This is a genomic window from Roseobacter ponti, from assembly GCF_012932215.1.
In the GTDB taxonomy this organism is placed as follows: Bacteria; Pseudomonadota; Alphaproteobacteria; order Rhodobacterales; family Rhodobacteraceae; genus Roseobacter; species Roseobacter ponti.
In genome coordinates this window covers 1,135,415-1,153,364 of the sequence record NZ_CP048788.1, presented here as the reverse complement: position 1 = coordinate 1,153,364, position 17,950 = coordinate 1,135,415, and the positions used below count along the sequence as shown (strand labels likewise).

The following is a 17,950-nucleotide window of genomic DNA, read 5'->3' as shown; positions in this document are numbered from 1 at the left end:
ATCGATTCGCTTATCCGAATCACGTGAGAATCATCTCGTGTTTTGGGTGATTCTTCCACCCGATACACTCAGTTTTCTGACCTTTACGGGTTCAGATATGGTTAATCATGCGGTTTGTGTTGCCGTATTGCCTGCAACAGGGCGTTGAAAGTGCTCCGTTCTTCCCGACTGATTCGCACGCCGTTTTCGCCGGTCTCATATTCCGCTCTGTCTTCCTGCACGCTGCGCTGTGCGCGTTCCGCAGCCCGGGCCGCCTCTGACAATCTCCAGGTCAGGCCCTCGTCCGCTTCGCCGCTCATATCTTCGGCGGCCTCGATGATTTCCGCATCCAGTCCGCGGGCGCTTTGCAGTTTTGCCAGTTCCTCTGCCACCGTCATCCGCGCTTTTTCCTCGTCGCCGGGTGACCGGATACAGGGCACGACCGATACGTGGCGCTGCGACAGCAGGTTTTCAAGGGCCTCAGGGCCCAGCACGTCGTCTATTTTGTCGCGCATCTGTGCGGCGTTAAGCCCGAGCCCTGACAACAGCACCCCGCGCAGGGCCGCGTGATCCGGATCACCACAGCGCATCTGCTCGATCCCACCTTCGAAATCCTCAATCACCGCCGGGCAGGTCGCGAGCGTCGCCAGGATCACCGCTTCGCGCAGCCGTTCGGTGGCACGCGGGCCCTGAGCGGACACCAGAAAAGACGCGCGCGAAGAAGATATCGCCCCTTTTTCAGGCGCGTTCCAGCGGCCCTGCGCGCCGGTGCGCGGCTTTTGCGCAGACCGTTGCGGTCGGAAAAGCTGCCAGCGCAGGTCTTTGATTTCCTGACCATAATGGCTGCGGATCGACGGGTCCCTGATCAGCATGATCTTTTCGCGCAACGCCTTATCAAGTGCCGCTTTGCGCTCGGGACTGTCGAATACCCTGCCTTCCGTTTCACGCTGCCAGAGCAGACGCACCATAGGCATCGCGGCATCGAGGATTTTCTGCAGCGCCGGTGCCCCCTGCGCGCGCAGCAGATCGTCCGGATCCTGACCGTCGGGCATCAGGGCAAAACGCAGCGACTGTCCGGCCTCGACCAGTGGCAGTGCCAGATCAATCAGTCGCATCGCAGCACGCAGACCGGCCTGATCGCCGTCAAGCGCGATCACCGGCTCAGGCGAAATCCGCCAGAGCATCTGTAACTGGCTTTCAGTAATGGCAGTTCCGAGAGGCGCCACCGCGGCTTCAAACCCTGCGGAGGCCAGCGCGATCACGTCCATGTATCCTTCAGCCACAATAAGGTGCTGGCCCTTGCCCGCAGCCGTCCGCGCGGGACCATGGTTAAAAAGGCTGCGCCCCTTGTCGAAAAGATCAGTTTCCGGCGAATTGAGGTATTTGGCGTTATCATTCGGATCCATCGCCCGGCCGCCAAAAGCAATCGCCCTGCCCCGCGCGTCCCGGATCGGGAAAATAATCCGCCCGCGAAAGGTGTCATAGGGCTTCCCGCCTTTGGACGAGGGTTTGGCCAGCCCCGCACCCAGGATCAGATCATCCTCAACGTTCTTTTCTTTCAGATGATCCCACAACCCCTGCCACTGATCCGGCGCAAAGCCGATCTCCCAGCGTTCGAGCGCATCTGCCCGCAGCCCGCGACGCTCCAGATAGTCGCGCGCCTCCGCCGCTGCACCCGTGTTCAGCTGCAGTCGGAAATACCGCACCGCCTGCTCCATGACATCTGCAAGCTGCGTGCGGCGGTCGGCCTTTTGCTGCGCCTGAGGGTCGCGCTCGGGCATCGGCATACCGGCCTCCCGCGCGAGGATCTCAACCGCTTCCATAAAACCCACATTTTCGGTTTCGCGCACAAAGGAAATCGCGTCACCTTTGGCGTGACAGCCAAAGCAGTAGTAGAACCCTTTGCGGTCATCGACGTGAAAGGAGGCTGATTTTTCCTGATGAAACGGGCACGGCGCCCACATGTCGCCTTTGCCCTGGTTGGATTTGCGCGCATCCCACGTGACTTTGCGACCGACAACCTGTGACAGGCTCGACCTTGTGCGCAGTTCGTCAAGGAATCCGGGGGGCAGGCTCATGTACCGTTTATCTGCAAGCGCCCGGTCAGAGTCCAGAGTTTGCCGGCACGAAAGCACAGACGCGCCGCCGGCAGAAACGACTGCCGGGTCGTGCCATTTTGCGTCAGATCAGATGGTCAGTTGAGCGACATGCATTGCGCGTATGTCGTGCTGCGCAGGTCGCTTTTGCGCAGGTCACGGCGTTTCTGCTCATAGATATAGGGTGCTATGACCGGAACCATCACAGCCGTGTAGTTCTCGGGCCATGTGGCGATTTTTGCCAGTTCTTCGGGAACATCACGTTCCGCGACACCGTCGAGCCTTGCCTGCACGACCGCGGCTGTCAGATCCGCCTGGTGGCCGCAGCTTACTTCTTTTTCGGTTTGTGCAAAAGCCGGCACTGCGGTCAGAGCCAGCACGGCAACGAGGGAAAAACGCAACATTATAAAGTCTCCGCTACTTGAGTTCGGACCAGTTTAGCGACGTGCAGCGACACCTTCCATAGCTGTTTTCAGCTCGTGCACGAGGGTCTGCGCCATGGCCCGGAACACCAGGATGAGAAAACTGTCCGGGCCAGTGCGGGTGATGGACGCATTCATATGCATGATCTGGCTGCGGGCCGTGTGCCCGGCTTCAAACTGTGCCGCGCGCAGATCGAGCGGAACAAGCCTTGCCAGGGCGTCATCCGACCCTTCTCCGCTCAGCGTGACGACAGCCCAGGCGTCGGACTGATCCGTCAGAGCCGCGTATTTTGCCAGTGCCGCATCCGGCGCGGGGCCCACCAGCAGCGCCATGTCCCGCCCGAACCAGATGGCCCGCGCGTCGCCTTCACCGGTTGTCCGGCCGGGCCCGGGCAGCGTCACCCCGTGTGCCTTTTCCATCGCGGCCGAAAGATCGGCCCCGCGCCCGAGATAAGGCGCGACCGTGGTCAGAACGCCGATGTCAGTCTCTTCCAGAGACAACGCGCCGACGGTCACAGGCAGGAGCCCTGCGCAGGCAGATTTCGCAACAGGATCAGCCACGTACGCGCCCTCCTTCAGGATCCACAAAGACCGGCGAGCAGATCTCCACGCTGGTTTCGACCCCGCGCACAGCATCCACCAGACGCACGGTTTCGCCCATCCGTTCCGGCCCGCGTGCAATGAAGCCCAGCCCGATCATATGGCCCAGCGTCGGTGAGAACGCCACCGAGGTGACATAGCCCTGATCATTGATACGGGTGGCCTCCTTGCCCACATTGAAGAGATGCGCGCCGGCGGTTATCTGCCCGCCCGGGGTAACCGGTTTCAGCCCGACAAGCTGCTGACGTCCGGGGTCGGTCAGCCCCTCGCGCGCTGCCATCGTCTGGCCGATACAGTCCTTTTTCGCGCTCACCATCCGGGCAAATCCGATATCAAATGCGGTCGTGCGCCCGTGAATTTCCGCGTGGGTGATATGGCCTTTTTCGATGCGCAGCACGTTGAGCGCTTCCATGCCATAGGCACCGCCCTCCATGCTCTCTGCACGGCTGACGAGTTCCGTGAACAGGCTCTCGCCATAACGCGACGGCACGGCAACCTCATAGGCATGCTCGCCCGAGAAGGAGATCCGGAAAAGTCGCCCCGCAATCCCGCAGACCGTCACCGGACCGCAGGCCATGAACGGCCAGGTGTCATTGTCGAGCGGCGTTTTCAGCAGCCCGTTCAGCAGGTCGCGCGCGCGCGGCCCCGCCACGGCAAACTGCGCCCACTGCTCAGTGACCGACATGAACCGCACATCGAGATCAGGCCGCAGCACCTGATGCACAAACTCGAGGTGGCGCATGACGTTGCCTGCCGCCGCCGTTGTCGTCGTCATCACGAAATGCTCCGGCCCGAGGCGTGCCGTCGTGCCGTCGTCCATCACATGACCGTCCTCGCGCAGCATCAGCCCGTAGCGCACGCGGCCCTCTTTGAGCGTCGAGAAGGTGTTGGAATAGACCAGGTCGAGGAACTCCGCAGCCCCCGGCCCCTGCAGATCGATCTTGCCGAGCGTCGAGACATCACAGACGCCCACCGCCTCGCGCACGAACCCCACCTCCCGGTCACAGGATTGACGCCAGGTGGTCTCGCCACTGCGCGGGAAATAGCTCGGACGGTACCACAGACCAGCCTCGATCATCGGTGCACCCATCTCAACGCTGGCGGTGTGCGAGGTGGTAAAACGCTGCGGCGCGAAGCCTGCGCCCTGCGCACCGGCACCCATTGCCGCAATGGAAACAGGTACATAAGGCGGGCGGAAGGTTGTCGTTCCGGTCTCAGGAATGGCGCGCCCGGTGGCATCTGCCAGCACGGCCAGTGCTGCGACATTGGAGTTTTTACCCTGATCCGGTGCCATGCCCTGTGTGGTGTAGCGCTTCATATGCTCGACCGAGCGGAAGTTCTCACGCGCTGCCTGCTTCACATCTTTGACGGTCACATCGTTCTGAAAATCGAGCCAGGCGCGGTCCTTGCCCGGAACCGTCCAGAGTGGCGTGATTACATAGGCGCTGTCATCCGCATCAGGCGCTTTGAGGCGCGGCACGCGCATGCCAAGATCCTTCAGCACGGATTTCGCCGCATCGGCCCCGGCCGACAGACAGGCCGCTGTGCTGAAATCGCCATTGCACGCACCCGCTGTCAGCATGCCGGGAATGGCACCCGCCTGTGGCACGAAGGCTGCGATGTCCTCACGCCAGACAGGACGCCCGTTCATGTGGCAGGTCATGTGCACCGTCGGGTTCCAGCCACCCGACATCGCCAGGCAGTCCGCCGCGATCACTTTTTCGCCCGCCGGTCCTTTGACAGTCACAGAGCGCAGGGCAAGCCGGCCCGCCGTATCGACCACATGGCTGTCTTTGAAAACCGGCCAGGAGGCCGCCGGGACCGAACCGTCAGGCCGGCTGTCAATAACGGCGGCGATGTCCACGCCGGCCTCGGAAAGGTCACGCGCGGTACGGTGCGCATCGTCGTTATTGCCAAAGATCGCTACCTGTTTGCCGGCCGCAACGCCCCAGCGGTTGAGATAGGCCCGCACAGCAGAGGCCGTCATGATGCCAGGCCGGTCATTATTCGGGAAAGCGACCGGACGTTCCAGCGCGCCGGCCGCAAGAACCGAGCGTTTCGCCACGATCCGCCAGAAGGTTTCGCGCGGCGCACCTGCTGCCGGCGCCGCAAGATGGGAGCTGACCCGTTCAAGCGCGCCGTATGTTCCCTGGTCATAGGCGCCGGTCACCGTCGTGCGCGTCATGATCCGGACATTGGACATGCCGTGCAACTCAGCTACGGCACCCGCGGCCCAGTCACTGCCGGCCATGCCGTCGACTGTCAGGGTTTCCGCGTTGAGCCGGCCACCCGGCAGGCTGTCTTCATCCGCCAGAATCACGTCTGCGCCCGCGCGGCCCGCAACCAGCGCCGCCATCAGCCCCGCAGGCCCTGCCCCGATGATCAGCAGATCGCAGAACGCCCATGCGCGCTCGTATTTATCGTCATTGTGTGCGCCGCTCAGACCACCCAGACCCGCGGCCCGCCGGATCACCGGCTCATAAAGCTTTTCCCAGAAACCATGCGGCCACATGAAGGTTTTGTAATAAAATCCCGCCCCCAGAAAGGGATGAACCAGATCATTGAGTTGCATTACATCAAGTTTCAGCGACGGCCAGGCGTTCTGACTTCGCGTCTCAAGCCCGTCAAAGACCTCCTGAACGGTTGCCCGCACATTTGGCTCAGAGGCTGCCCCCCGTCCGGTAGTGATCAGTGCATTCGGCTCCTCGCTGCCGGCGGTCAGCACGCCGCGCGGGCGGTGATACTTGAAGGAGCGCGCCACAAGTTTGCGCCCGGCAGCCAGCAGCGCCGAGGCAACCGTGTCGCCCTCGTAAGCCGTGTGGCCGATCTCATCGAACTGAAACCGGACAGTGCGCGTGCGGTCAATAAGTCCCTTTCCCTCGATCCTCATACGCTCTCTCCTGCGGGATCACTGGCCAGGGACACGTCGCTGATCTCATGAGTGACAGTGTTGCGCGTGACAACCAGCCAGGCACCGCAGCCTCCGTCGTGCTGCCACATATCACGCGTCTCACCCGCAGGGTTTTCGCGCAGGTGCACGTAATTGTCCCAGGCCTCCGCCCCCGCATCGGGTGACGGGCGGTTCATGGCGACAGCTGCCCCCTGGTAATAAAACTCCCGGCGATCGCGTTCGCCGCAAACCGGACAGGTCAGTCGCATATCCGGCCCTCCACATGAATAATTATCAGCCCGCCCGTGGCCATGACAGTCTCCTCAGTGCAGGTTGTGCTGAGAGCCGGTGCCCTCTTCGTCGATAATGCCCCGGCCGGTCCGGTACCGGTCGAGCCTGAAGCCGCGCGCCGTCTCATGCGACTCACCTGTCGCCATCAGATGCGCCAGCGCCCAGCCAGAGCCCGGCACCGCCTTGAAGCCGCCATAACACCAGCCGCAGTCTATAAAGAGGCCTTCTGTATCGGTTTTGTCGATGATCGGCGAGCCATCGGGCGTCATATCCATGATCCCGCCCCAGGAACGCAGCACCTTTGCTTTGCCGATCATCGGCATCAGCGTCATCCCCGCCTCCATCACATGCTCTTTCATCGGCAGATTGCCGCGCTGCGCATAGGAGGCGTAGAAATCGATGTCGCCGCCGAAGACCAGCCCGCCCTTATCCGACTGGCTGATGTAAAAGTGCCCCATGCCGAAGCTCACCACGTGATCAATGACCGGCTTGAGACCCTCGGTGACAAAAGCCTGCAGCACATGGCTCTCGATCGGCAGACGCATTCCGGCCATTGCCGCCACCTGCCCTGAGCGCCCTGCCACGACAATCGCGACCTTTTTGGCGCGGATCGGCCCGCGCGAAGTCTGCACACCGCGCACCTTACCGTTTTCGATATCAATACCGGTGACTTCGCAGTTCTGCAGCAGATCAACACCGCGCTGGTCTGCTCCGCGCCCGTAGCCCCAGGCCACCGCGTCATGGCGCGCAGAGCCGCCGCGCGGGTGCAGCAGTCCGCCGTAGATCGGGAAACGCACGTTGTCGAAATCCAGATAGGGCAGATGTTTGCGCACGCCCTCACGGTCCAGCAGCACCGCGTCGTCGCCCTGCGCGATCATCGAATTGCCGCGCCGTACAAAGGCATCGCGCTGCCCGTCGGAGTGGAAAAGATTGATGAGACCACGCTGCGAATGCATCACGTTGTAATTCAGGTCTTCCTCCATGCCTTCCCAGAGCTTCAGCGAATGGCTGTAAAACTCTGAGTTGCCCGGCAGAAAGTAGTTGGCACGCACGATCGTGGTATTCCGCCCCACGTTGCCGCCGCCGATATAACCCTTTTCAAGCACGGCAACATTTGTGATCCCGTGGTTTTTCGCGAGGTAATAGGCGGTGGAAAGCCCATGCCCGCCGCCACCGATGATCACAACGTCATATTCGGATTTCGGCTCAGGATCCCGCCAGTGTGGTGCCCAGCCCCTGTTGCCTGTCAGCCCCTCGCGCAACACACGCAAACCCGAAAACCGCATCCTGATCTCCCCTGACACCGCCCGCGGCGTCATTGTCTCTGCCCGGGACGGTACCAATCGCTGCGCGGACTGCAATGACAGAAACCGACCCGGCGGCGTCGTTTTTTCAATCTGCCCGGATGTGGGACCTTTCGCCGCGCACCCTGCCGGAAGGTGCTGCAGGCGCCCGCATGCACCGGGTCTTCTGATGCGCAATCTGTGGTTGTCCGACCCGGGCATCCCGCGCTGAAAACTGTCCCATTTGTGCCATAAACCTGCCGTTATGTGCTCAACCCCGACCTGTCCGGGGTTGCCGCGAAATGACCGGCCGCCCGGACAGAGCGCTGAAATCAAACTCTGATTTAAGAATCATCGCCCCGCCTGCCCGGTCAGAGGATGGCTTTCCTTCTGTCGGGGGCGACCTTCGGAAAAAGGGGACAATTTTCACAATCCGCCCCATCTAATGCCGCAATCGCGAGGTAGGTTGATCTATCAAAGACGCAGAGGTGCGTCGTGGAACAAGGCGTCACGAACATGCAAAAACGAAAGCATAACAAGGGACTGTCAGCAGTGTCAGGTCATTTCCGGCGCAGCGAGGATGGCAGTTTCACACTTGAGGCCATCATCTGGATGCCGATCTTTGCCATTCTTCTGGCGCTGATCATGAACATCACGATGGTATTCTACGTCGAATCGCAAATGCTGCGGGTGGTACAGGACGCCAACCGGATGGTCTCGCTGGGGCGGATCGCCGGAGAAACCGACGACGAAGCCGAAACCGAAACCGAAACCTTCGTGCTTGCCGAGCTGGCCTATATCGACGCGCCGACCATGGCGGTGACCACGGAGATCAACAACGGTTTCGTGACGACAGTTCTGACCGCCCAGGCCACCGACCTGATGCCCTTTAACTTCCTGCGCAACAGCTTCTCCGGCATTCGTGTCGGGGTGCGCGCGCAGCACATCATTGAGTATTGATATGACCTATTCTGACTTCACCGCTCTGAAACAAACCTTTGCAGAAGAAGAAGATGGTTCCGCGACACCGCTGGCAATTTTCTTCTGTCTGATCTTCATCGTGATGGGCGGCCTTGCCGTCGACTATCACAAGGCCGTCTCGGAATACACCGAGATGCAGATCGCTGCCGACACCGCAGCACATGCCGCTCTGTACACGCGCGAGTTTGAAAGCGCGGAAGATTCCGTTGATATGGCGATGCAGACCATCGGTGAGATGCTGCCCGATATTCAGTTCGGTGATGCGATCATTTCATCCGATGTGGAGTTCGGCGTCTGGGATCCGGACACACAGCAGTTCACAGTCGATTCAAGCTCGAAAACATCCGTACGGGTGTGGGCCGAAATGGAGCCATCGCGGGGCAATACATCACGCACAATCCTGCTCAGCATGATCGGCTTTGATGATTTCACGCTGCGCACGAACGCGGTCTACGATACCTATTACCCGCCGTGTTTCAACGAGGGCTTTGTAGCTGATAATGTTGTCGATATTCAGTCCAACAACAGCTACACCGATGGCTTTTGCATCCACTCCAATACCTACGTGAGCATCAACCAGAACAACTTCTTTGAGCCCGGCACCGTGGTATCGATGCCCGATCTTGCCAACCTGGATATTCCGTCCTCCGGTTTTGAGAAAAACGAAGGACTGGAAAGCGCTCTGCGTACGGGTAAATACCGCCAGCGTCTGCTGCGCCGCCTGCCTGAAATGATCCAGAGCTATTACGACGGCAGCTATGAATATGCGGAGATGGCGGGCATTACCTCTGATACGACGCCGATTATTCTGTCAGAGCCGGTTTCCGCAACGGCTGCGGGCGGTAACGGCAATGGCAATGGCAACGGAAGCGGAACGACGACTGAGCCTGACCCGACAACCGATCCTGACGGTGACACGACAGACGGCGGCGGCAACACCGCGATGATCCCGCTGGGGACCGGTAAGAAGAGCGTGACACCCGCAAACTTCCCGCTGGCAAACCGGATCTACACAACGGTCTGTTCGGGCAACGGCGATATCACATTCTCGGCCGACACTTTCTCGGACTTCGTTCTTGTGACCAACTGCGATATCAAATTCGCCAATGGCACGATCCTCGATGGGACCATCCTCGCGACCACAAGCACGGATGCCAAATCGGTCAGCGCGTCACACGTGCAGATGGGTCTGGACGACCACTGCTCACCTGACAGCGGGTCGATCATCCTGACGATGGGTGGATTTGAAGCAGCATCCGGTCTTGCGGGCTATGGCGCGCAGATCCTGGCAGCCGGCGATATTCAGTTCGCCGCGCAGGCCGACGGGATCGAGGGCGTTTCTTTCATCGCCGGGGGCCGGATCGACGGCACAAGCAACATGAACATGGGCTTTTGTGACGGTTACGGAAATCAGGACCACCTGCGCGCGCCCTACTTCCGGATGGTCAACTGACCCGGACCGGACAGCACGAAAGCAAAGGGCGCGTATCAGACGCGCCCTTTTTTACATGAAGTCTCACTGGCCGGCGGCGACACTGCTCCGCCCGGGGCTGAGTTACAGCCCCTTGGCCTGATAGCTCGCGGCCACCTTGCCGATCGCCACAAGATAGGCGGCGGTGCGCAGGTCATCGACATCCTCGCGCCCGTGCCAGACATCCGCCATCGACTGATAGGCAATCCGCATCGTGTCATCGAGACCGGAACGCACCAGTTCCAGCTCATCCGCACCCTGCAGATATTTCTGCTTGAACCCCGGGCTCAGCGTCCAGCCAAGGTCTTTGTCGGTCGACAGGCGTTCCAGCTCATTGATCAGCAGCTGGTGGCGGGATTCTTCCTGGCGCCGCTGCATCCGACCGAACCGGATATGGCTGAGGTTTTTGACCCACTCGAAATAACTCACCGTCACGCCACCCGCGTTTGCATACATGTCCGGGATAATCACAGTGCCCTTCTCGCGCAGGATCTGGTCAGCGCCGGCAGTCACGGGGCCGTTCGCCGCCTCAATGATCAGGCTTGCCTGAACGCGTGCTGCGTTTTCAAGATTGACGACACCCTCAAGAGCCGCCGGGATCAGAATGTCACAGGGCTCTTCGAGGATTTTAGTGCCGTCGGCGACCTGATGCATATCCGAATATCCCGACACGCCGCCGTGCTTTGATATCCACGAGCGGACGGCTTCAACGTCCAGACCGTCGGGATTGTAGAGCCCGCCATCATGTTCGATAATGCCGACGATGATACTGCCGTCTTCCTCGGACAGGAATTTCGCCGCGTGATAGCCCACGTTGCCCAGGCCCTGGACGATGATCTTTTTGCCCTCCAGATCCCCTGAGAGGCCCGCCTTTTTCATACCTTCCTCATCGCGGAAGAACGCGCGCAGCGCATATTGAACGCCCCGGCCCGTCGCCTCGACCCTGCCCGAAATACCGCCTGCATTCAGCGGCTTGCCCGTCACACAGGCATTGCCGTTGATATCAGTGGTGTTCATGCGTTTGTACTGATCCGCAATCCAGGCCATTTCGCGCTCGCCGGTGCCCATGTCGGGCGCCGGCACGTTCTGGCTGGGATTGATCAGGTCGCGCTTGATCAGCTCATAGGCAAACCGCCGGGTGATCAGTTCAAGCTCGTGCGTCTCATATTCGCGCGGATCAATGCAGAGCCCGCCTTTCGAGCCGCCGAAAGGTGCCTCCACCAGCGCGCATTTATAGGTCATGAGCGCCGCGAGTGCCTCGACCTCGTCCTGGCTCACGCCCAGCGAAAAGCGGATGCCGCCCTTGACGGGTTCCATGTGTTCAGAATGCACAGACCGGTAGCCGGTGAATGTTTTGATCTCGCCCCGCAGGCGGACGCCGAAACGCACGGTATACGTGGCGTTACAGACCCGGATTTTTTCCTCCAGCCCGGGCGACAGGTCCATCAGGCCAACGGCGCGGTTAAACATCTGATCCACGCTTTCGCGGAAACTCGGCTCATGGCTGCTTCTGTTCACATTCACTCTCCCTTGTTGTCGACGGGCGGGCATGCCCTCATACGACACCTGCGAACCTACGCGCGGGCGCTCAGAAGTGCCAGTTTTTTGGGCAACATAAAAATCCGCGGCACGCTATCTCTGCGCCAGAAGGGTAACGATTTTGTAAACCGGTGACGGGCCCGAGGGTTTGCAAACCGTGCAACACGGGTCAGGGTCGCGTGTCAGCGGGCTTCGCGTTCTGCAAGGCGCACGGCGATAATTTCGGACATGAATTTGGTCTGCCGCCCGGGCAGCATACCGCCGATGCCGATTTTGCGGCCCATGCGCCACCAGACCCCCGGACGCCAGGCACGGCTGCCACGGGTCGAGGTGGTCAGCAGAAAGCCGTTAGATGGCTTAAAAGCAAACGCACCGCGCTCCACATCGGTGATTTCATCTATACGCGCGATGATGCGGCCGTCTTTTTCACGCAACATGGTGGTCGTCAGTTCGAGAACACAGGCGGTGGACCGGCGCATCGCATCGGCAATCATCAGCGCGGTGATGCCCAGCCCGATGAGAAAGATCTGCCAGCCAAAGGCCGGAGATTTCGTCACGGCCATCCAGATCACAATGACCGCCAGCAATGCCAGCAGCCCGATGCCGAGAATGCGCCGCCCGATTGAGGCAGAGACAGTGGCAAGGACTTCATCTTCGGGGGCGTCGGTCATGGCGCGGGTCTTTCGGCATTCGGGCTCAGGCCTCCTACCCTGCCGCGCCCCCTTCTCACAAGAGCAAAGCGCGGGCTGACCTAACTGCTGTCCCGGTCAAAAAGCTCAGGAAAGAGCCAGCGCAGGCTTTGTGGCCTGTAGCCCGGCAGTTGCGACATCCGCTCCAGGACGGACGGGCTTGTCGCGCGGGGTGTCTGCGGCCCGCGTCGCCAGGCCATCAGCCAGGGCAGAAAGCGATAGAGCCGGGGCACCTGCGACAGTTGCGGCGCCGGGGCTCCGGGATCAGGCGTGACCGCCGGCACCCGCCGGCCCGGCGCTGCTTGCAGGCCGAGGCGTGCGGCTTCCGACCAGATCCAGCCGGCCGTGATCGCGGCCAGCCCTTCGGCATCCGTATTGCCGCCGATGATGCTGTGATCACCGGCAAACCAGACCTGCTGGTAGGGGCGCGTGGCCCGACGGTTGCCCCTGTTCAGGCCGGGATCGCCAGGCAACGGGTCAAGGTTTGACCAGAGCGCCGGCTCAAAGAGCACGCGCTTTTCGTCAAGTGCGAGCGCATGGCGTGCCTGTTCCACCAGCCCCGAGAGGCTGGTGTCGTGAAAATCATAGCGCCGGTTCCAGAGCCGCGCGATGCGGCCCACGATCGCCTGCGGCATTCCCAGAGCGCCGACCGTATCCCAGACGCCAAGATATGTAATCCTGACCAGAAAACTTTCATCTGCACGGGTCTCGACATCGGCCTGGCTCGTGGCGAAACGCGGCGACAAAAGCCGGCGTTCCGCGAGAGTGGCCGGTGTATCAGGGCCGTTCTCTTCACCCCGCCGCCGGTACAGCCGGAAGGCCCGGCGCAGATTGCCGCGCGTCGGATGCTCGAGAATACCACAGGTGCGGATCATGCCGACGAGCGACCGCGCCGTGTAAGCCCCGCGCGAAAAGCCGAAGATCATGATCTTGTCACCGGGACGGTAGATCCGGCAGAGCTCGAGATAGGCCGCCCGGATATTGCGGTTAAGTCCCCAGCCGAAAAGCCCGCCGCCCACCCGGTTGATCCAGCGACCCAGATCGCTGATCATACCGGTGCCGGTGCCGACCCCCGCAAAGTACAATACCTGCTGATCACGGGTCCGGGCACAGGCCCGCGCAAGACGCAGCACATGTGTTGTCGTACCCGCCTGCGGGCTGTTCCATGTTCCGTCACAGAAAATCGCGATATGGGCCATTTGCATCCCTCCTGCCGTGCGCCAGGTTAGGGAGAAATGAATGGCATGGACCTAATGCTGCGTTCGCGGCGTTAAGGCCGGGACAACACCACACCGGGGGATCTCGTGAAACTGACTGCGATACTTGTTTTTGTGCTCTGCATTTCCTTTGCAGGCTCGACGTTCTGGGTGCCGGATTTCGGCGGCTTTGACGCGGATCAGTTCCCTGTGCCGCAGGACGATCCGCCTGTGCAGCCTGCGGGCTATGCCTTTGCGATCTGGGGCGTGATCTATCTGTGGCTGCTCATCGGCATGGGATACGGGCTCCTGAAACGCGCCGAAGATCCCGACTGGCACGCCATGCGCGTGCCGCTGGCTGTGTCGCTGGCGGTGGGCTCTGTCTGGCTGCCTGTGGCAGTGCAGAGCCCGGTCTGGGCCAGCATCCTGATCTGGGCAATGCTGATCAGCGCGCTTTACGCCCTTTTCCGCGCGCCTGCGTCTGACAAGACCTGGGCGCTGTTGCCGGTGGGCCTCTATGCCGGCTGGCTGAGTGCGGCATCCTGCGTGTCGCTTGGCCTGCTGGCGGCCGGCTATGGCTATACCAGCGAGACCACTGCTGCCTTTGCCGCGATCTTCGGTGCGCTTGTGCTGGCTTCTGCGGTGCAGAACCAGCTGCGCCGCGGCCCGACCTATGCTCTTGCGGTCATCTGGGCGCTGGTCGCCGTTGTGGTGCAGAACCTCAGCATCAATCCAACCGTCGCGGCACTCGCCGCCGGTGGTGCCGCAGCGCTTGCGTTTTCAGCATGGCGCACCCTGCGCGCCGCCTGAGCCTTTAGTCGCGCCGGCGTCCGTCAGTGTGTTTGCGCAGTTTCGAAGGCGGCGCCTTTTTGCGGCCCTTGAACGGGTTGGCATCATTCTGTCCGCGCATCCACAGACGGATCGGCGCGCCCGGCATGTCGAAATCAAGCCGCAACCCGTTGACCAGATAGCGGCTGTAGCTTTCGGGCACTTTGTCGGGGTGGCTGCACATCACAACGAAGCCCGGCGGGCGGGTCTTGGCCTGGGTCATATACCGCAGCTTGATGCGCTTTCCCTGCGGCGCGGGCGGCGGATGTGCCTCGACCATACCAGCAAGCCAGCGGTTCAGCTGTGCTGTGGTCACACGCCGGTTCCAGACCTCATAGGCGCGCATGATCGCCGCCTGCAGCCGGTCGAGACCCCGCCCGGTCTTTGCCGATACAGTGATCAGCGGCGCTCCGCGCAACTGCGGCAGAAGCCGTTCAAAGCTCTCTTTCAGCTCTTTGAGCTTGCCCTGACGGTCTTCCTCGATGTCCCATTTGTTCACGGCGACGACCACCGCACGTCCTTCGCGTTCGGCCAGATCGGCAATCCGCAGATCCTGCTGCTCAAACGGGATGGCCGCATCCAGCAGCACCACAACCACCTCGGCAAATTTCACCGCGCGGAGCCCGTCACCCACCGATAGCTTTTCCAGCTTTTCCTGCACCTTGGCCTTTTTGCGCATGCCGGCGGTGTCGAAAATACGCATCGGCACGGCGTCCCCCTCCGGCCCGGCCCAGTCGATCCGCAATGAAATGGCGTCGCGCGTGATGCCGGCCTCAGGTCCGGTCAGCAGCCGGTCTTCACCGAGGATCTGGTTGACCAGCGTCGATTTGCCGGAATTCGGTCGGCCCACGACCGCCACCTGCAGCGGTTTTTTCGCTGTAGGCATCGGGATCGGGGCGTCCATGTCGCCCTCATCCTCGTCGAGCGTCACATCCGTGTCGGGCGCGTCTTCTGCGGCGCGTTCAGCGAACTGGTCGGCCAGCGGCATCAGATGTGTGTAGAGATCGTTGAGACCCTCGCCATGCTCCGCCGACATCCGGATGGGCTCGCCCAGGCCCAGCGAATACGCCTCTATCACGCCGGCATCTGCTGCTGCCCCTTCAGCCTTATTGGCCGCGAGGATCACATGCGCGGAGCGTTTGCGCAGGATATCGGCAAACACCAGATCCGAGGGCGTGATCCCTACGCGGGCATCAATCATAAAGAGACAGATATCGGCCATATCGACCGCGCGTTCGGTCAGGCGGCGCATCCGCCCCTGCAGGCTGTCGTCGGTAACCTCTTCCAGGCCCGCCGTGTCGATGACGGTAAAGCGCAGATCAGCCAGCCGCGCCGCCCCCTCGCGCAGGTCGCGCGTTACCCCGGGCTGGTCATCGACCAGCGCCAGACGCTTGCCGACCAGCCGGTTGAACAGCGTGGACTTGCCCACATTGGGCCGCCCGACAATGGCAAGTGTGAACGACATGACAGGTACTCCGCATCACGGTTAAGCGCGCGCTTTACCGCAGCCGGGCGTCAACGGAAAGCGTGTAATTGCCCGTCTGTGGAGACAACGTACAGAACACCGCCCGCAACCACAGGTGCCGATGTCGCCCCGTCCGGGATTTCCACCGTCCCGGTCAGCGTCCCGCTCGCGGGATCAAAAGACCGCAGAAAACCATCATTTGAGGCCACATGGATGCGCCCGCCCGCCAGAAGCGGCCCGTGGTGCGCCACGATCTCTGCCTTACGACGTGGCCGGTCTTTAACGAAAGTTGCAAGCTGCGCGCCCCAGATGCGGGCCCCTGTGGAGGCATCGATCCGCAAAAGCTCACCCAGATCCGAAAGCGCGAAGACGCTGTCGCCGGCCGGCACAACGGAGCCAACGGCCCCTTCACGCGCTGTCCATATCCGCTCACCCGAGCCGAGGTTCAGCGCCACAAGACGCCCCGACTGGTTGCCGACATAAACCCGGTTGCCCGATATCACAGGTGCAGCCGTCACATCGCCGACGTTGCTGGCGGAGCGGCCGAAACGTTCGCCGAGCACAGAGGCGTCCCAGCGGCGCAGACCGCCACGGCGAAAGACTGCCTGGATCTCGCCCGATCCGAAGCCAAAGATCGCAAGATCATCGGAAACCGCCGGTGCGGGCGCGCCGAGCACGTTGTTAACATCCGGCGAGGCCTGAAGCTGCCAGACGACCCGCCCGTCATCATCCGAAATCGCCCAGCCCTGATCGTCACCGGCGGTGACATAAACCAGTCCGCCGATGGCCGTTGGTGTGCCGGAACCGGTGCCCTCAAGACGCTGGCGCCACAGCACATCACCATTGGCTGCATCAACCGCGACAAGCGCACCGTATCCCAGCGAGACGAAGAGTTTCCCGTTGTTCCAGGCAAGCCCGCCCCCGGTGGCGTCGCCGCTGTTTTCGCGCGCCGGCAGGAGATCTTTCTGCCAGACCTGCTGGCCGGAAAGTGACGTGGCCGTCACCTGCGCTTCGGCGTCGAGAGTGAAAATAATGCCCTGCGCCACAACCGGCGCGGCCGTGATACGCTGGCGCCGGCTGTCGCCTTTGCCGATGTTGGCGGTCCAGATCCGCGTCGGCGCAGCACCCAAAGCAGGGTGTGCCGTACGGAATGCAGGGGTACCGGCAGACTGGGGCCACTGCGCATTTGCCTGCTGGGCGGGCAGTGAAATCGCACGGGTGGTGTTTTCGGTTACTTCCGGCGCCAGCGTCTCTTCGGGCGCACGGATATCTTCACGGATACCCGGCAGAATGACGTCATCACCGCCACAACCGGCGAGAAAGACACAGGCAACCAGCGCTGCCAGACCTGCACGGGGCGCATTCGCAGCGCCCGTATTCCACAGCTTTGCCCTCATGCCCTCGTGTACCACCCTAAGTTTCCGCCCATGCCTGCCTGCCTTTTTACGGTCCGGCACTCAGTTGCCGATACCGGGCAGGTTCTCCAGATCAGGCGTTCCCCCCAGCGACACAATCACCTGTAAGGCGCGTTGTTGCAAGTCTGTGGTCACGCCCGCGTCGCTGATTATTTCCTGGTATGTCGAGATTGCCGCATCGGTATTGCCCTGAGCAATCTCCAGCAGCGCAATCTGCTCACGGGCCAGCAGGCTGAGAGGCTGCCCGGGTGCGGCCAGCGCCTCGAGTTCGCCACGCAGGTCCGCTGCCGGCATCGTTTCTTTCTGTAAAATCAGCGCCTTGAATGCTGCAATATCGCGGTAGATCGGCGCGACATCACCATTCGCTGCAATCGCGTTGAGCGTGTCCACCGCTGCCTGAGTATCGCCGGCGTTTTGCGCCTCTGCCGCAGCGAGCATGCCGGCGACAGCTTCTGCACCCGCATCGCCGGCCGGCACAGCCGCCAGCGCATCAGCGCGCGCAGCGCCGGTTTCCTGCGACACCGCAGCCAGGATCGCATCACCGAGCGCCTCAGCCTCGGCGCGGGCCTGGGCCTTGCGATACTCGCTGAAAGCCGCTCCGCCGACGATCAGAACAACAACCAGGCCCCCGATCCAGCCATAACGCCGCAAGAGCGCAAAAAGCCGGTCGCGGCGGACCTCTTCGTTGACCTCACTGATAAAACCGTCTGTATCGCTCATGGAACCCTGCCAGTATTCATTCCGGCCCCTCTTAGCCTGCGCGCGCCGCCAAGCCAAGACCCGCAGATCAGACGAGGCTCAACCA

At 61.7% G+C, this 17,950-nt stretch carries 15 protein-coding genes; 3 read left to right on the top strand and 12 right to left on the bottom strand.

Annotation, left to right across the window (positions count from 1 at the left end; translation table 11 throughout):
• Positions 1-101: 101 nt before the first annotated feature.
• The 6 genes from dnaG to G3256_RS05600 all read right to left on the bottom strand — a co-directional run bounded on the left by dnaG (position 102) and on the right by G3256_RS05600 (position 7,564).
• The gene (gene dnaG, locus G3256_RS05625; RefSeq protein ID WP_169639889.1) at positions 102-2,057 is read right to left on the bottom strand and encodes a DNA primase; all 1,956 of its coding nucleotides are present in this window, start codon (positions 2,055-2,057) and stop codon (positions 102-104) included.
• Positions 2,058-2,173: 116 nt separating this feature from the next.
• Entirely contained in the window at positions 2,174-2,479 is a 306-nt protein-coding gene (locus G3256_RS05620) for a hypothetical protein (protein ID WP_169639888.1), read from the bottom strand.
• Positions 2,480-2,512: 33 nt separating this feature from the next.
• The gene (locus G3256_RS05615; protein WP_246227800.1) at positions 2,513-3,058 is read right to left on the bottom strand and encodes a sarcosine oxidase subunit gamma; all 546 of its coding nucleotides are present in this window, start codon (positions 3,056-3,058) and stop codon (positions 2,513-2,515) included.
• Positions 3,051-5,987, bottom strand: coding sequence for a sarcosine oxidase subunit alpha family protein (locus tag G3256_RS05610; protein ID WP_169639886.1), 2,937 nt, complete (start codon positions 5,985-5,987; stop codon positions 3,051-3,053). The genes G3256_RS05615 and G3256_RS05610 overlap by 8 nt, the downstream gene beginning before the upstream one ends.
• Positions 5,984-6,256, bottom strand: coding sequence for a sarcosine oxidase subunit delta (locus G3256_RS05605; protein ID WP_169639885.1), 273 nt, complete (start codon positions 6,254-6,256; stop codon positions 5,984-5,986). Before G3256_RS05605 ends, G3256_RS05610 begins: the two co-directional genes overlap by 4 nt.
• Positions 6,257-6,310: 54 nt before the next feature.
• Positions 6,311-7,564, bottom strand: coding sequence for a sarcosine oxidase subunit beta family protein (locus G3256_RS05600; protein WP_169639884.1), 1,254 nt, complete (start codon positions 7,562-7,564; stop codon positions 6,311-6,313).
• Between the two features lie 513 nt (positions 7,565-8,077).
• Between G3256_RS05600 and G3256_RS05595 the strand changes: the two genes are divergently transcribed.
• Complete coding sequence (locus G3256_RS05595) at positions 8,078-8,521, top strand: TadE/TadG family type IV pilus assembly protein (protein ID WP_169639883.1); 444 nt, start codon at positions 8,078-8,080, stop codon at positions 8,519-8,521.
• A gap of 1 nt (position 8,522) precedes the next feature.
• A complete protein-coding gene (locus tag G3256_RS05590) occupies positions 8,523-9,995 on the top strand; it encodes a pilus assembly protein TadG-related protein (protein ID WP_169639882.1) in 1,473 nt (490 codons plus the stop codon).
• 102 nt (positions 9,996-10,097) lie between these two features.
• Here G3256_RS05590 and G3256_RS05585 read toward each other — a convergent pair whose 3' ends face one another.
• From G3256_RS05585 to G3256_RS05575, 3 genes are all read right to left on the bottom strand, one after another.
• Positions 10,098-11,564 (bottom strand): Glu/Leu/Phe/Val family dehydrogenase, encoded by a 1,467-nt coding sequence (locus G3256_RS05585; protein WP_169639881.1) that lies wholly within the window; start codon positions 11,562-11,564, stop codon positions 10,098-10,100.
• A 170-nt stretch (positions 11,565-11,734) separates the two neighbouring features.
• Entirely contained in the window at positions 11,735-12,223 is a 489-nt protein-coding gene (locus tag G3256_RS05580) for a hypothetical protein (RefSeq protein WP_169639880.1), read from the bottom strand.
• A gap of 80 nt (positions 12,224-12,303) precedes the next feature.
• Positions 12,304-13,440, bottom strand: a complete 1,137-nt coding sequence (locus tag G3256_RS05575; RefSeq protein WP_169639879.1) for a DUF2235 domain-containing protein — start codon at positions 13,438-13,440, stop codon at positions 12,304-12,306.
• A 105-nt stretch (positions 13,441-13,545) separates the two neighbouring features.
• On the opposite strand from G3256_RS05575, the gene G3256_RS05570 reads away from it, so the two are divergent.
• Positions 13,546-14,247 carry a tryptophan-rich sensory protein gene (locus G3256_RS05570; protein ID WP_169639878.1) on the top strand — a complete coding sequence of 234 codons (702 nt, stop codon included), beginning with the start codon at positions 13,546-13,548 and terminating at the stop codon, positions 14,245-14,247.
• A gap of 4 nt (positions 14,248-14,251) precedes the next feature.
• Here the strand turns inward: G3256_RS05570 and der are convergent, their stop codons facing one another.
• From der to G3256_RS05555, 3 genes are read right to left on the bottom strand one after another with little or no spacing between them, the layout of a single operon-like run.
• Positions 14,252-15,730 carry a ribosome biogenesis GTPase Der gene (gene der / locus G3256_RS05565; protein WP_169639877.1) on the bottom strand — a complete coding sequence of 493 codons (1,479 nt, stop codon included), beginning with the start codon at positions 15,728-15,730 and terminating at the stop codon, positions 14,252-14,254.
• A gap of 50 nt (positions 15,731-15,780) precedes the next feature.
• Positions 15,781-17,142, bottom strand: coding sequence for a PQQ-like beta-propeller repeat protein (locus G3256_RS05560; RefSeq protein ID WP_246227798.1), 1,362 nt, complete (start codon positions 17,140-17,142; stop codon positions 15,781-15,783).
• 45 nt (positions 17,143-17,187) lie between these two features.
• The gene (locus G3256_RS05555; RefSeq protein WP_169639875.1) at positions 17,188-17,865 is read right to left on the bottom strand and encodes a hypothetical protein; all 678 of its coding nucleotides are present in this window, start codon (positions 17,863-17,865) and stop codon (positions 17,188-17,190) included.
• Positions 17,866-17,950 lie beyond the last annotated feature (85 nt).

What these genes read in the sequence shown, in the direction of transcription:
- G3256_RS05580 (WP_169639880.1), bottom strand. Translation starts at nt 12,223, where the DNA reads ATGACCGACGCCCCCGAAGATGAAGTCCTTGCCACTGTCTCTGCCTCA.
- G3256_RS05620 (WP_169639888.1), bottom strand. Translation starts at nt 2,479, where the DNA reads ATGTTGCGTTTTTCCCTCGTTGCCGTGCTGGCTCTGACCGCAGTGCCG.
- dnaG (WP_169639889.1), bottom strand. Translation starts at nt 2,057, where the DNA reads ATGAGCCTGCCCCCCGGATTCCTTGACGAACTGCGCACAAGGTCGAGC.
- der (WP_169639877.1), bottom strand. Translation starts at nt 15,730, where the DNA reads ATGTCGTTCACACTTGCCATTGTCGGGCGGCCCAATGTGGGCAAGTCC.
- G3256_RS05600 (WP_169639884.1), bottom strand. Translation starts at nt 7,564, where the DNA reads ATGCGGTTTTCGGGTTTGCGTGTGTTGCGCGAGGGGCTGACAGGCAAC.
- G3256_RS05605 (WP_169639885.1), bottom strand. Translation starts at nt 6,256, where the DNA reads ATGCGACTGACCTGTCCGGTTTGCGGCGAACGCGATCGCCGGGAGTTT.
- G3256_RS05595 (WP_169639883.1), top strand. Translation starts at nt 8,078, where the DNA reads ATGCAAAAACGAAAGCATAACAAGGGACTGTCAGCAGTGTCAGGTCAT.
- G3256_RS05555 (WP_169639875.1), bottom strand. Translation starts at nt 17,865, where the DNA reads ATGAGCGATACAGACGGTTTTATCAGTGAGGTCAACGAAGAGGTCCGC.
- G3256_RS05575 (WP_169639879.1), bottom strand. Translation starts at nt 13,440, where the DNA reads ATGGCCCATATCGCGATTTTCTGTGACGGAACATGGAACAGCCCGCAG.
- G3256_RS05585 (WP_169639881.1), bottom strand. Translation starts at nt 11,564, where the DNA reads ATGCCCGCCCGTCGACAACAAGGGAGAGTGAATGTGAACAGAAGCAGC.
- G3256_RS05590 (WP_169639882.1), top strand. Translation starts at nt 8,523, where the DNA reads ATGACCTATTCTGACTTCACCGCTCTGAAACAAACCTTTGCAGAAGAA.
- G3256_RS05610 (WP_169639886.1), bottom strand. Translation starts at nt 5,987, where the DNA reads ATGAGGATCGAGGGAAAGGGACTTATTGACCGCACGCGCACTGTCCGG.